This is a genomic window from Rhizobium sp. WSM1328 (genome assembly GCF_057653715.1).
Genome location: NZ_CM172788.1, coordinates 220702 through 235541, shown reverse-complemented (window position 1 = coordinate 235541; position 14840 = coordinate 220702). Strand labels below are relative to the sequence as shown.

Here is a 14840-nt window from a genome sequence, read left to right as displayed (position 1 = left end):
GGCAGAGGGGGGTGTCGCGGACGCAATTCTTGGGAAAGGGCACAACATCAACCGGCCGGAAACGAAAAAAGGCCGGGTGAACCCGACCTTCCCTGCTATCTCAACGAACCGCGCCAGTACATCCGTGGTCACGATCCGGAGATGATATTTAGAGCCTTGAAGGCTCAGGCCGCCTGGAGGCGGTCTGCCGACATCTTGCCGGACTTGTTGTCGCGGACGAGCTCGTAAGACAGCTTCTGGCCATCCTTGAGATCGCGCATGCCAGCGCGTTCAACGGCAGAGATGTGGACGAAAACGTCGGCTGCGCCGTCATCCGGCTGAATGAAGCCGAAGCCCTTGGTTGCGTTGAACCACTTTACGGTACCTGTGCTCATGACGATATCCTTTTCGAATCGTTCATAGAAGAATGCAGCCCGGATAAATGCCGAACGGCGATGAAAACCGATTTTGGAGGAAGTTCGCCAGGAACGACACGAGGCCGTTTCAAAGTTCATCTAGCAAGATCGATGCGCGGATATGTAATCGGAAATTGTGTCCGTGACAAGGCCGCAGCCAGGGAAATCGGTGACGTTTCAGACACCGCGGACAGGTCTTTGCCTGCCGCGCGGCGCGGAAAACCGAGGGCGAGATTTTTTTGCAGAAGCTGAAATACCGCCTATTCGGCCTGCGCCAACCTGGTGATCGCCTTGCCGAGGCGGGCAACCCGGACTTCCGGGGTGGTAGCCTTCAGGAGCGGCAGGACGATTGCATATTGGCCGGTCTTGTCGAGCCGCGCAAAGGCAGCATCGGCGGCAGCGTTCTCAGCGAGCGCCGCCGCCAGATCGTCCGGCAGGCCGGCATCGCGCTGCGGAGCGTAGGCGACAGCCCAGCGTCCGTCGGCTTTGGCGGCAGCGACTTCGGCAAGGCCCGCGGGCCGCATGCGCCCGGTTTCTGCGAGTGCTGCGACCCGATCGACATTGAGCTTCGACCACGAACTTTTGGCGCGGCGGGGCGAATAACGCTGCAGGTAGGAATGCGCGTCAAACCCCTTGCGCTGGCTGTCAATCCAGCCGTAACAGAGCGCCACATCCAGCGCCTCGTCGATGGTGATGAGAGTTCGTTTCGGATTTTTCTTACCGATCTTCAGCCAGGCGCCGGTCGATGCCGCGTGATGCAGGCAGAGCCAGGATTCCCACTCCATCGGATCGGCGAAGGCGAGGATGTCGGTTGACGGTTGCATGGGCGGTCCGATCCGGGTGACAGCGAGGCGCGGGTTGCTTACGGTTCAGATTGCCATCGCCACCTGCCCCATTCAACGTTTGAAACCCGACAAGAGCTGCACGACTCAAAGACGGCCTAAGCCGCCTTCCCCACCTTCGCATAGGGGTCGAACCGACCGTAAAACGTCTCGCCCTTGGCGGCCATGTCCTTCAGCAGCGGCGTCGGCTTGAAGTGTTTTCCGTAAGTACCTGCTAACTTTTCCGCCAATTCCACGAAAGCCTTCGCACCCATCCCGTCGATATAGCTCAGCGCCCCGCCGGTATAGGGCGCGAAGCCAAAGCCCAGGATCGAGCCGACATCCGCCTCGCGCGGATCGGTGACGATGCCTTCCTCGACTGTGCGGGCAGCTTCCAGCGCGATGGTGACGAGGAAACGCTGTTTGAGGACGTTGACATCAACCTCATCTGCCTGCTTCTGCGGATAGAAGGACTTGAGGTCGGGCCAGAGGGACTTCTTCGCCGGTTTCGGCGGGTAGTCGTAGAAGCCCTTGGAATTCTTGCGGCCGAAACGACCCTCCTTTTCCACCATACTGGAGATGAGATCCATATGCCTGGGGTCGATGGCTTTTTCGCCGAGATCGGCGACCGTCGCCTTGAGGATCTTCAGCGAGAGGTCGATGGCGACCTCGTCGTTCAGCGCCAAGGGACCGACCGGCATGCCGGCCATCTTGGCGGCGTTCTCGATCATGACAGGCGGCACGCCCTCGATCAGCATATCGTAGCTTTCCGACATGTAACGCAGCACGCAGCGATTGACGAAGAAGCCGCGGGTGTCGTTGACGACGATCGGCGTCTTCCTGATGGCTGCAACATAATCGAGAGCGACGGCCAGCGCTTTGTCGCCGGTGTCGCTTCCGAGGATGACCTCGGTCAGCATCATCTTCTCGACAGGGGAGAAGAAGTGGATGCCGATGAAATCGGCCGGGCGTTTCGAATTCTTGGCGAGACCTGAGATCGGCAGGGTCGAGGTATTGGAGGCGAAGATCGCGCCTTCCGGCAGCACGGCTTCGACCGCCTCGATGACCGCTTTCTTCACCTCGCGATCCTCGAACACCGCCTCGATGACGAGATCGGCATTGGCGAGGTCGGCATAATCTGCCGAGGGGGTGATGCGGGAGAGCAATGCGGCTGCCTCATCTTGCGTAAGACGCCCCTTACCGATAGAATCCTTGACCAGGCCTTCGGAGACGGTCTTGCCCTTGGTCGCCGCTTCGATGTCGCGGTCGATCAACGTCACCGGAATGCCGGCGGCGGCGGTGACATAAGCGATCGAGGCGCCCATGAAGCCGGCGCCGACGACGCCGACATGTTTCAGCTCGGTCTTCGCATGACCCGCCGGGCGGCGGGCGCCTTTTCCGAGCTCCTGCATGGAGATGAACAGCGAACGGATCATCGAGAAGGCTTCGCGGGTCTGCAGCACCTCGGTGAAATAACGCTGCTCGATCTTCAGGCCGGTGTCGAAAGGCACCTGCAGACCTTCATAGACGCATTTCAAAATGGCGAGTGCCGCCGGATAATTGCCCGATGTTTCCCGGCGCAGGATTGCCGGAGCTGCCGGCCAGAGCTGGGCGGAAGCCGGCGTCCAGATGCCGCCGCCGGGCGCCTTGAAGCCCTTCTCGTCCCAGGGGGCGACCGGCTTCAGGCCATCCTTGATCATCTGCTTGGCGGCGGGGATGAGCTGATCCGGCTCGACCACCTGGTGCACGAGGTTCATCGCCTTGGCGCGGGAGCCGGTCAGCGACTGGCCGGTCGTCATCATCTGCAGCGCATCCTGGGCGTTCGCCAGCCGCGGCACACGCTGCGTGCCGCCGGCGCCGGGGAAGATACCGACCTTCACTTCGGGCAGCGCGATCTTGACGCTCTTGGCATTGGAGGCGACGCGGCCGTGGCAGGCGAGCGACAGTTCGAAAGCGCCGCCCATGCAGGTGCCGTTGATGGCGGACACCCAGGGCTTGCCCGATATTTCGAGCTTGCGGAACAGGCCACTCATGCGGCCGACCAGACCGAAGAGGTTCTGCACCGCCGTCTCGGGGCTCTTTGCCTTCTCCTCCTGATAAGAACTGAACATCGACTTGATCATCGACAGATCGGCGCCGCCGGAGAAGGAGGACTTGCCCGAAGTGAAGACGACACCCTTGACGGCGGCATCGGCGGTCGTAGCGTCGATGATGGCGTCGAGTTCGGCCATCACCTCGGCGGTGAAGACGTTCATCGATTTGCCAGGCATGTCCCAGGTGACGAGAGCGATGCCATCGGCGTCGGTTTCGAGCGTGAAATTGGTGTAGGTCATTGGGTTTCCTCCCCGATCAGGCCGGCAAATGGCTGCGCTGCGCGTCTAAGGTCTTCGTCTTTTCGGTGACGACATCGCCGGTGTGCTTGGTCAGCGACGGCTCGAAAAGCACGATCCAGCATTCCTCCTCAGCAACAGGATTATGCTCGACACCCCTTGGCACGACATGAAAATCGCCACTCTTGAGATGCACATGCGGGCGGTCGCGATATTCGATGGTCAGCGCTCCCTTCCAGATGAGGAAAAGCTCGTCTTCGTCGCGGTGGGAATGCCAGGCGAGCTGGCCCCTAACCTTGGCGAGCTTGACGCTCTGGCCGTTGAGATCGGCGATGACGCGGGGCGACCAGTGCTCGCTGACCTCGGCATATTCGGTTTCGATCGTGCCGGTGTTGAAGCCCATCGTCAGACCCTCTCGATAACCGTTGCCGTGCCCATGCCGGCGCCGATGCAGAGGGTCACCAACGCGGTGTTGAGGTCGCGGCGTTCAAGCTCGTCCAGCACCGTGCCGAGGATCATCGCGCCGGTGGCGCCGAGCGGATGGCCCATGGCGATGGCGCCGCCATTGACGTTGATCCTGTCATGGTCGATGTCGAATGCCTGCATGTAGCGCAGCACCACGGCAGCGAAGGCCTCGTTCAGTTCGAAGAGGTCGATGTCGGAAAGGCTCATGCCTGATCGTTTCAACAGCTTCTCTGTGACGTCGACGGGCCCGGTCAGCATCAGGGCCGGATCGGAGCCGATGTTGGCGAAAGCCTTGATGCGGGCGCGCGGCTTCTTGCCCATGCTCTGACCGCCGGCTTTGGAGCCGAGCAGGACGACACTGGCGCCATCGACGATGCCGGAGGAATTGCCGGCATGGTGGACATAGTTGATGCGCTCGATCTCCGGATGGGCCTGGATGCCGACGGCCTCGAAGCCGCCCATCTCGCCGGGCATCTGGAAGGACGGATTGAGGGAGGCGAGCGCCTGCATATCGGTGCCGGGACGCATATGCTCATCCTTTGCCAGGATCGTCAGGCCGTTCTGGTCCTTGACCGGGATGACCGACTTGTCGAACCAGCCCTTTTCCCAGGCATGGGCGGCACGCTTCTGGCTCTCGACCGCATAAGCGTCGACATCGGTTCTGCTGAAGCCGTATTTGGTGGCGATCAGATCGGCCGAGACACCTTGCGGCATGAAATAGGCCGGAAAATTCACAGAAGGGTCCATGAACCAGGCGCCGCCGGACATGCCGAGGCCGACGCGGGACATGCTTTCGACGCCGCCGGCAATGACAATATCGTCGGCGCCTTGGGCGATCTTGCCGGCGCCGAAATTGACGGCATCGAGGCCGGAGGCGCAGAAGCGGGAGATCTGCATGCCGGGTGCCTTGGTGGAGTAACCGGCTTCGAAGGCGGCGGCCTTGGGGATGACGGCGCCGGCATCCATGACCGGATCGACGCAGCCCATGATGATGTCGTCGACCGTGGCCGTGTCGAGCCCGTTGCGGTCGCGGATCGCTTCCAGCGTCTTTGCCGCGAGGCGAACGGAGGGCACCTCATGCAGGGCGCCGTCCTTCTTGCCGCGGCCGCGCGGCGTACGCACGTGGTCGTAAATGAAAACCTCGGTCATTGTCTCATCTCCCTGACGGCGCGGCGGCGCCGGTGAATTTCGTTCTTCCCTCTTCTCCCCAGCGGGCCACCTCTGCCTGGGTCGAGCCACCGGTCTCGACCCGTCCTTCGGACCCCCGCTGGGGAGAAGAGGGACACAATCAAAACGCTTCGGCGGCCAGTTCCATCATCGTGTCGGCGCCGGCTTCGATGCGGGCCTTGCGAAGCGCGGTTTCCGGCATCAGGCGTTCCATGAAGAAGCGGGCGGTGACCAGCTTGTTCTTCAGGTACTCCTCGCGGGCGGCATCGCCGGATGCAAGGCCGTCCTCGGCGGCCTTGGCCATCTTCGCCCACATATAGCCGAGAATGACGAGGCCGAAGAGGTGCATGTAGTCGGTCGAGCCGGCGCCGGCATTGTCGGGTTTGGCCATGGCATTCTGCATGAACCACATGGTCGCGCCCTGGGCATCGTTCAAGCCCTTCTTCAGATGCTTGGTGAAGAAGGAGAGCTTTTCGTTGCCGCGGTTCTCCTCGCAGAAATCGCCGATCTCCTTGAAGAGGGCCATCGCGGCGCGGCCGCCGTTCAGCGCCAGCTTGCGGCCGACAAGATCGAGCGCCTGAATGCCGTTGGCGCCCTCATAGATCATGGCGATGCGGGCATCGCGCACATACTGGCTCATGCCGTGCTCTTCGATATAGCCGTGGCCGCCGAAGACCTGCTGGGCCATGACGGCATGATCGAAGCCCTTGTCGGTCATCACGCCCTTAAGGATCGGGGTGACGAGGCCGAGAATATCGTCGGCCGTCTGGCGCTCCTTCTCGTCGCTGGCGCGGTGAGCGATATCGGACTTCAGCGCGGTCCAGAGCAGGAAGGCGCGGCCGGCCTCGTTGAAGGCGCGGATGGTCATCAGTGTGCGGCGAATGTCCGGATGGACGATGATTGGATCGGCCTTCTTGTCGGGCGCCTTGGGGCCGGACAGCGAGCGGCCCTGGATGCGGTCGCGGGCGTAGCTGGCGGCGTTCTGATAGGCGATCTCGGAAATGGCGATGCCCTGCAGGCCGACCATCAGGCGGGCCTCGTTCATCATCACGAACATGGCGTTGAGGCCGCGGTTTTCGGCGCCGATCAGGAAGCCGGTCGCCTCGTCGTAATTCATCACGCAGGTGGCGTTGGCGTGGATGCCCATCTTGTGCTCGATGGCGCCGCAGGAGACAGCGTTGCGGGCGCCCGGTGCGCCGTCCTTGCCGACGAGAAATTTCGGAACGATGAAGAGCGAAATGCCCTTGGTGCCCTCGGGCGCACCCTCGATGCGGGCCAGCACCAGATGAATGATATTGCCGGTCAGGTCGTGCTCGCCGGCGGAGATGAAGATCTTCTGGCCGGAGATCTTGTAACTGCCGTCAGCCTGCGGCACCGCCTTGGTGCGCAGCATGCCGAGATCGGTGCCGCAATGCGGCTCGGTGAGGTTCATGGTGCCGGACCACGTGCCGTCCACCATCTTCGGCAGATAGGTGGCCTTCTGCTCGTCGGAGCCGTGGACGAGGAGTGCGGCGATCGCGCCCTGTGTCAGGCCTGGATACATCATCAGCGACATGTTGGCGGCGGAGGTATATTCGCCGACGGCGGTATGCAGCGTATAGGGAAGCCCCTGCCCGCCGAATTCCTCCGGCACCGCAAGGCCGATCCAGCCGCCTTCGCGATAGGCTTTATAAGCCTCTTTGAAGCCCTTCGGCGTCGAGACGCTGGCATCGTCGTGGCGCGTGCAGCCTTCCTGATCGCCGGAATAGTTCAACGGAAAGAGAGCTTCCTCGGCAACCCTTCCGGCCTCACCGAGGATTGCTTCGATCATATCGGGGGTCGCATCGGCAAAACCCGGCAGATTGTTGTAGCGTTCGAGACCCAGCACGTCGTTCAAGACGAAGAGCGTATCGTTCACCGGGGCCTTGTAGACTGGCATCTCTCAAATTCCTCCCATTCGACTGACCGGATCGCGCCGGCCTTGGGCACTGTCTTACAAAATATTGACGTTTGCGTAAACGTCAAAGTCCGCACTTGTGCCGTCTTTTCTTGAAAAAATTCGAGAGCATGAATCCGCGGGCCATAAAGCGCCGAAAGGAGCAAACGCCATCTCATCTTGCTTGTCCATCGCAACGGAGTCACCGCCGGGCAGTAGCGCAAGTCGTTCGGACTTCCTAAGTCTTTCGGACGATTCATCGAGGAAGACATCATGACCGACTTTCCCTATGAGAGTGCGCTGATCGTCGGCGCGGGCTCCGGCATCAGCGCATCGCTTGCCCGGCAATTGTCGGCGCAGGGCGTCAAGGTCGGGCTCGCCGCCCGCAATATCGAGAAACTGCAAGGGCTCATCGAAGAGACCGGCGCCAGCGCCTTTACAACAGATGTCTCGCAACCTGCGAGCGTCGCAGCACTCTTCGAAGAGGCTGCCGCCGCAATCGGCGGGCCTGACGTGGTGATCTTCAATGCCAGCGCTCGTCAGCGCGGCCCGCTCGCAGAACTCGATCCCGCCGATGTCGAGAAGGCGATTGCGACCTCCGCTTTCGGCGGTTTCCTGGTGGTGCAGCAGGCAGCGCGGCGGATGATCCCGCGCGGCCGCGGCGCCATTCTGATCACCGGCGCGTCGGCAAGCGTGAAGGGCTTTGCGCAATCAGCCCCCTTCGCGATGGGCAAGTTCGCGTTGCGCGGCCTTGCCCAGAGTGCAGCCCGCGAACTCGGGCCGATGGGCATCCATGTCGCGCATTTCGTCATCGACGGCGCGGTGCGCTCGCAGATCCGGCCGGACCGGGTGGAGAAGCCGGATGGCACGCTGCTGCCGGAGGCCATCGCCCAGACCTATATCGACGTGCTTCGCCAGCACCGCAGCGCATGGTCGCTGGAGGTGGAAGTCCGGCCCTGGACGGAGAGCTTCTGAGCTCTTGCTATAGACGGATACAGCAACTTTCGCGGCGGCTTCAAACAGGCTAGACTTTGCCGTCAATGCTGGCTGGGAGGACACCAATGCCGCGCCTGGACCACGTCACCATCGAAACCCGTGATGCCCCCGTCATGATCGGTTTTCTGGAAACCTTGCTCGGCGTCAGGGAAGGCTATCGGCCACCCTTCGCCTCGCCCGGCCATTGGCTCTATCTCGACGAGTGCCCGGTCATTCATCTCAGCCTGACATCACGCAGCACCGATTTTCCGCCCGGCATCTTCAACCACGTCGCCTTCAGCCTTTACGAATTCGAGCCGGCGCTGGAACGCATCAAGGCGACCGGCTATCGCTACGAATATTACGATATTCCCGACACCGATCTCGGCCAGGTCTTCGTCTATGGCCCCGAAGGCGTGAAAATCGAGCTGCAATATCCCAGGCCCGCCTGAGCGCAGCGTCGCCATTCGATGTGACGCGTCCGGGGGCAATTGCCGCCAAAAACGGCGTTTTGAACACAAACGTTAAAAAATTCCCATCGACATTAACGGCTTGTTTACCACGTTTCGTGAAAGGTGCGGATTGAGCAGTAGCGATCCGCATTCCTTTTCCCAGTCTCGCGTTCCCTTAGGATGCCGCTACATCGTTCAGCTTGAGGAAAGTCTAATTGACTATCGTCTTATGAATGGTGCGCTCAGGTCCGCGTAAAGCGGGCAGCAGACGAAAAGCCAAAGATCGAGCTCTGACGAGGGGTCGAGCAGTCGAAGCGAGCAAGAAGATGAACGGATCGCGATCAAATCCTTCCCGACAGTCCGACAGGACCTCGCTCGATGCGCTGAACCGCACGATCGAAGGGCTGGAGGCGCGCATCGAAGGGCTGATGGGCAGCGGGCGCGAACAGCGGCCACGCACGGCAGCGGCCGAGCGCGATCCTTATGCCGCTTCCCATGCTCCCCGGCCCGCAAAGGCCCCGCCCGAGCCGCGGCCGGATCCGCTCGCCGAAATCCGTCAACGCCAGCGCGCGCTTGAAGCTAGCCGCGAGCGGCCTTATGCACGCGAACAGGCCCCGCAGCTTCGTGAACCTGCGCCTCGCGCCGCTGCCCCAGTGCCGGCGCCGGCCTTGCGCGCCGGCAACGACACGATGACGGAGATCGCCCAGGCGCTCGTCAACCTGCGGCAGGACCTGAAGCGCGACATTTCCGAGGGCGTCACCCGCGAGATGAACGCGTTGCGCGCCGAGCTGCGCGAAATCAAAACAAATGCCGGAGACGGCCGTTTCGCCGACGACATGCGCGCCGATATGGGCCGCCTTGCCCAGAGCATCACCCAACTGACCGGCCGCTCCGTCGCACCGGAGGCCACCGGCCTTCGCGAGGATTTCGAAGAGCTGCGCTCGCTGATGGACGGGCTGGCGCGCGAGGATTCGCTGCGCCATATGGAAAACCGCTGGGACGGTTTCGAAAACCGGCTTGCGGCGCTCGATACCGAGGGGCTGCAGGAAGAGCTCGTTTCGCTCGCCTATCGGCTCGACGACATCAAGCGCCATATCGGCGGCATGGGCGAGAGCCCGGCCGTTCGGGCGCTGGAAGACAAGCTGATCTCGATCGCCACGGCGATGGAGCATTTCGGCAATATGATCCAGCCGCACGACCGGGTGATGTCCGAACAGTTCGCCGCCATGGATATGCGGCTCGACGAGATCAGCCGGGCAATCGCGGCAAGCGGGCGCACGGCCACCACGAATGATCCGGGCCTGATGCAGCGGCTGGAAAATCGGCTGGAGGCGCTGGCCGATCAGATCGACCTGATGAGCCATGATGCGGCCAGCCGCGTGAACCCGGCCGACGAGCTGGCGATGCGGCTGGAGGCGCTGACGGGACGCGTCGAGGAGATGACGAAGGCGGAAGCGACGTCGCGGCTCGACGAACGGCTGGAACATCTCTCCTATCTGCTGGAGCGCACGCAGGAGACGGCGCCGCAGGCCGACCTCACCGGCACGCTTTCCGACATTTCCCGCAAGATCGACGCGCTTGAGAACGGCGCCGTCAACGACGTGCTGGCGCAGCGGCTCGACCATCTTGCCCGGCGTATCGACGAGATGGCCCATCAGCAGCAGGCGCCGGCGCCTGCTGCTGTAGCCGACGACAGCGCCTTCCTGCGTCTCGAAGGACGGCTGAGCGACATTGCCGCCCGCCTGGAGGAAAGCACATCGGCAGCGCCGACCGATCCGCGGGCGCTGAAGAACCTCGAAGACCAGATCGCCAATCTGTCGGCGCTGATGAGCGCGCCGCGCGAGAGCGCTGTAATACCCCCCGAATTCGACCAGCGCATGGGCGCGATCGAAGACTATATGGCGACGAGCGACGAATATATCATCGAGGCCGCACGCCAGGCGGCAGAGGCCGTGGTCGAAGCCTATTCGCGTCATGGCGGCCCGCAGGGTGTCATGCCGGCCGCCGACATGTCGGCGCTGACGGCGCTGGCCGAGGATCTGCGCCACCTCGAGGATCTCAGCCGCGACAGCGAGGAACGCACGCACAAGACTTTCCAGGCGCTGCACGAGACGCTGGTGCATATCGCCGATCGGCTCGACGGCATGGAAGATCGCGGCCGGCCGCTCGCCCAGATGCCGGTCGCCGACGTCGATTTCGATGTCGATCCCTATGCCCTGATGGTGGCCGAAGCCGAGCTGAACAGGACGCCGGCCACTGCCCAGACAGCGAAGGCTTCTCCTGTTATTCGCACGGCCGAGGTCGCCGCCGAACCTGCCGCCCCGGCGCAAGCCACCGCCATGAGCGGAACGAGCGCGATCGCCATCGAAGCCGCGACCAGGACGACGGAAGTTGCGACAGCCGCACGGGCACAGGCCCCGGCGAAGGCCAGCCTGCTCGCCAGCCTCGGCAAGCGGCTGCTGCCCGGCAAGAAAGCCGAGAGCAGGGCGACCGAGCGTCCGATGATCGACCCCGCGCCGTCGATCGATCCCACCGACGTGGTGCCGACGGATGCGGCAAACGAACTGCTCGAGCCGGGCTCGGGCGCGCCTGACGTGAAGAAGATCCTTGAACGGGTTCGCGCCAGCCAGAGTGCGGCACGCGGCAAGCCTGCCGGCGAAACCGATCGCGCCGATTACATCGCTGCTGCGCGCCGTGCGGCACAGGCGGCTGCGATGGAGGTGGATGCCAATCCGAAGCAGGCAGCCGTTAAGGCCGAGAAAAAGGGCGCGAACGCCGACAAGGCCGGCAAGACTTCCGACAAGACGGGCAAGACCAGCGCCTTTTCGCGCTACCGGCGGCCGATCCTGCTGGCCGTCGGCGCCGTGCTGCTCGCCATCATGGCCTTTCCGCTCGCCCGAACGCTGACGAGCGGCGAGCGCGCGCCGCAGCCGCCAGCCGAAGTCTCGGCGCTGACGGGTGCTGCGGAAAACCCGGCGCCGCCCTTGCCTGAAGCGACACCTGCCCAGCCGGATGCCGCCGCTCTCGGAACGACCGCTCCGGCAGCGGAAGCTGTACCGCCCGCCGCCGAACAGGCTCAGCCGGAAGCAACCCCACCTGACGCCGGCGAGCATCTGACCGACGTGGCGCCGCTTGACGGCGAAGGGGCTGCGACCCTTGCCCCTCCCGGTCCGTCGGGCGCGGCACAGGAGACATCGGGCTTCGTTCCGAACGCCCCGGCTGCGGCGGCACCCGCACCGGCCATCACCATTCCCGACACCGTCCAGCCGAAATCGCTTGCCGATGCGGCGAGCAGCGGCGATACGCTGGCGCTGTTCGAGATCGGCGCGCGTTATTCGGACGGCCGCAACGGCATGACGGTCGATCAGAAGCAGGCGGCGAGCTGGTACCAGCTTGCGGCGGATAAGGGCTTTGCGCCCGCGCAATACCGGCTCGGCAGCATGTACGAGAAGGGCAACGGCGTCGAACGCGACATCACCAAGGCGAAGGGCTTCTACGAACAGGCGGCCAACCAGGGCAATGCCAGCGCCATGCACAATCTCGCCGTGCTCTACGCCTCCGGCGCGCTTGGCCAGCAGGATTATGCGACGGCCGCCGCGTGGTTCACCAAGGCAGCGAACCTCGGCATCACCGACAGCCAGTTCAACCTGGCCATCCTCTGCGCCCGCGGCAACGGGGTCCCGGCGGATCTCGAAGAGTCCTACAAGTGGTTTGCGATCGCCGCCAAGGGCGGCGACAAGGATGCGGCGCAGAAGCGCGACGAAGTGGCCAAAGCCATGAAACCCGACCAGCTCGAACGGGCGCGCGCCAAGGCCGATCTCTGGAAACCGGAGCCGGTCGACCACCGCACGAACGCCATCGACATCCCCGACGAATGGGCCGGCACCGGCGCGAAGACGGCGAGCGTCGACATGAAGAAGGCGGTCCGCAACATCCAGGCGATCCTCAACAATAACGGCTTCGACGCCGGCGTGCCGGACGGCGAAATGGGCGCGAAGACCGTGACCGCGATCAAGAACTTCCAGAAGTCGGTCGGCCAGGAGCCGGACGGCAAGGTGACCGATGCGACCGTGAAGGCGCTGCTCGAACGCAACAAGCAGGCCGGCAAAGCGATCTGAGGCGCGTCGCATCGACGCGGGATCGTCTCGACCCTTTCTTCCGGGCAATGAAAAACGCCTGGCGGCACTATGCCGCAAGGCTTTTTCCAATTTTGCCGTCGCCTGTCACAAAACCTGAAAAAAGCCGGATTATGCCGGACATATCGATCCGCGCATTCGGCGAATCCTCTGCCACCGATCTCTCCGCCAATCTCTATGGCTAATCATGGGGCCGATCGAAAGCCTCTGGCAACGATTTCACAGTATGGTGCGCATTCGAACGGGGACGTGACAAGAAACCGCCCGGCAGGAGCGGTCATCATTCGGGGTCGGCTGTGACAATCTATCTGCCCATCGCAGAATTGTCGGTGAACATTTTCATCATTCTCGGCATGGGGGCGGCCGTCGGATTCCTGTCTGGAATGTTCGGCGTCGGCGGCGGCTTTCTCATCACCCCGCTGTTGATCTTCTACAACATCCCGCCCGTCGTCGCGGTCGCGACCGGCGCCAACCAGGTTGTGGCGTCGTCGATATCGGGCGCGATCACGCATTTCCGGCGCGGCTCGCTCGACGTCAAGCTCGGCACGGTGCTGCTGGTCGGCGGTCTTACCGGTGCGACGGTCGGCATCTGGATCTTCTCGCTGCTGCGCGCCATCGGCCAGCTCGATCTGATCATCTCGCTGATGTATGTCGTCTTCCTCGGCACCGTCGGCGGACTGATGCTGCTCGAAAGCATCAATGCCATGCGGCGGGCAGCGCGCAACGAGCCGCCCGCACCGCGCAAGCCCGGCCACCAGCACTGGGTGCACAAGCTGCCGCTGAAGGTGCGCTTCAAGAAATCGAAGATCTATCTCAGCGTCATTCCGATCGTCGCACTCGGCTTTGCAATCGGCATCCTCACCTCGATCATGGGTGTCGGCGGCGGCTTCATCATGGTGCCGGCGATGATCTACCTGCTGCGTATCCCGACCAACGTCGTCGTCGGCACCTCGCTGTTCCAGATCATTTTCGTGACCGCCTATACGACGATCGTACAGGCAGCGACGAACTTTTCCGTCGACATCGTGCTTGCCTTCATCCTGATGGTGGCGGGTGTCATTGGGGCGCAATACGGCGTGCGGGTCGGCCAGAAGCTGCGCGGCGAGCAGCTGCGCGCCCTGCTCGGCCTGCTGGTGCTTGCCGTCGGCGTGCGTCTTGCGATCGCCCTGGTGGTGACGCCGGCCGACGTCTATTCGGTGGTGATGGGAGCGGGCAATTGATGCGCCTGGCTGCCGCTTTCATCGCGTTGCTTTGCCTGCTGCCGGCCTCTGCCGGAGCGCAGTGGCTGCCGGGGCAGGCAACGGAAGCGGTGCGTGAAGGGCTGGAGATCGGCACGTCGACCAGCGAAATCGCCATCACCTCGGATTTCCACGGCGCGGATCTGACCATCTTCGGAGCGCTCTCGAACACCGACCAACTGCTGCTCGCTGTCGGCCAATATGACGTGGTCGTAGTGCTGGAAGGCCCGCGCGAGGATGCGACGGTGCGCAAGAAGGAACGCGTCTTCGGCATCTGGGTGAACACCCGCTCGATGACCTTCGAAGCGGTGCCGCACTCCTATTCGATGTCGAGTTCGCGCATGATCGACGACATCGTGACGCCGCTTGACCTGACCGATCAGGGGATCGGCATCGACCACATTCCGCTGACGCCGGTCGGCTTCGTCGGCGACGGCAGCAATCTCGGCGAGTTCCGCGAGGCCTTCCGGCGGCTGCAGCAGGGCGGCGGGCTCTATGACCGCAACCCGAGCGGCGTACGGTTCGTTTCCTCCAACCTCTTCAAGGCCAGCCTGCGCCTGCCGGCAAACATTCCGAACGGGGTGCACAGCGTGCGCGCCTATCTGTTCAAGAGCGGCCTTTTCGTGACCGAGAAATCGCTGCCGCTGCGGGTCATCAAGACCGGCATCGAGCAGACGATCACCGATGCGGCGCATGATCAGCCGATCCTCTACGGCTTTGCGGCCGTGCTGCTCGCCGTGATCACCGGCTGGGGTGCCAGCCTGATCTTCCGCAAGGACTGATCCACAGCCAAGGCGCTCAGGATTTCTTCCCGAAACTAGGCTCGGAAAGACGCTGAGCGCGAAGGCCTGCGGCAGCAGCTGCTTGCCCGAATGTTCTGCTTCAAAAAAACCGCTTGCATTCCGCTATCAGTCGACTTAAATTTCAACCAGTTGTTAAACGCAAC

11 protein-coding genes are annotated in these 14840 nt (G+C 63.0%); 5 read left to right on the top strand and 6 right to left on the bottom strand.

Annotated elements, in window-relative coordinates:
* Positions 1-164 precede the first annotated feature (164 nt).
* From AC2444_RS01180 to AC2444_RS01155, 6 genes are all read right to left on the bottom strand, one after another.
* A complete protein-coding gene (locus AC2444_RS01180; protein WP_003545273.1) occupies positions 165-374 on the bottom strand; it encodes a cold-shock protein in 210 nt (69 codons plus the stop codon).
* A gap of 281 nt (positions 375-655) precedes the next feature.
* Complete coding sequence (locus AC2444_RS01175; protein ID WP_012755970.1) at positions 656-1219, bottom strand: YdeI/OmpD-associated family protein; 564 nt, start codon at positions 1217-1219, stop codon at positions 656-658.
* 116 nt (positions 1220-1335) lie between these two features.
* Positions 1336-3549, bottom strand: coding sequence for a 3-hydroxyacyl-CoA dehydrogenase NAD-binding domain-containing protein (locus AC2444_RS01170; RefSeq protein ID WP_012755969.1), 2214 nt, complete (start codon positions 3547-3549; stop codon positions 1336-1338).
* Between the two features lie 16 nt (positions 3550-3565).
* Entirely contained in the window at positions 3566-3949 is a 384-nt protein-coding gene (locus AC2444_RS01165) for a cupin domain-containing protein (RefSeq protein WP_012755968.1), read from the bottom strand.
* Between the two features lie 2 nt (positions 3950-3951).
* A complete protein-coding gene (locus AC2444_RS01160; RefSeq protein WP_012755967.1) occupies positions 3952-5160 on the bottom strand; it encodes an acetyl-CoA C-acetyltransferase in 1209 nt (402 codons plus the stop codon).
* Between the two features lie 139 nt (positions 5161-5299).
* Positions 5300-7096 (bottom strand): acyl-CoA dehydrogenase C-terminal domain-containing protein, encoded by a 1797-nt coding sequence (locus AC2444_RS01155; protein WP_012755966.1) that lies wholly within the window; start codon positions 7094-7096, stop codon positions 5300-5302.
* Between the two features lie 270 nt (positions 7097-7366).
* Between AC2444_RS01155 and AC2444_RS01150 the strand changes: the two genes are divergently transcribed.
* The 5 genes from AC2444_RS01150 (at position 7367) to AC2444_RS01130 (ending at position 14676) form a co-directional block, all read left to right on the top strand.
* A complete protein-coding gene (locus AC2444_RS01150) occupies positions 7367-8068 on the top strand; it encodes an SDR family NAD(P)-dependent oxidoreductase (RefSeq protein ID WP_012755965.1) in 702 nt (233 codons plus the stop codon).
* Between the two features lie 86 nt (positions 8069-8154).
* The gene (locus AC2444_RS01145; protein WP_012755964.1) at positions 8155-8520 is read left to right on the top strand and encodes a VOC family protein; all 366 of its coding nucleotides are present in this window, start codon (positions 8155-8157) and stop codon (positions 8518-8520) included.
* A gap of 326 nt (positions 8521-8846) precedes the next feature.
* Positions 8847-12638, top strand: coding sequence for a peptidoglycan-binding protein (locus AC2444_RS01140; RefSeq protein ID WP_012755963.1), 3792 nt, complete (start codon positions 8847-8849; stop codon positions 12636-12638).
* Between the two features lie 314 nt (positions 12639-12952).
* Entirely contained in the window at positions 12953-13876 is a 924-nt protein-coding gene (locus AC2444_RS01135; protein WP_003556284.1) for a sulfite exporter TauE/SafE family protein, read from the top strand.
* Entirely contained in the window at positions 13876-14676 is an 801-nt protein-coding gene (locus tag AC2444_RS01130; protein ID WP_012755962.1) for a TIGR02186 family protein, read from the top strand. Before AC2444_RS01135 ends, AC2444_RS01130 begins: the two co-directional genes overlap by 1 nt.
* Positions 14677-14840: the final 164 nt, after the last annotated feature.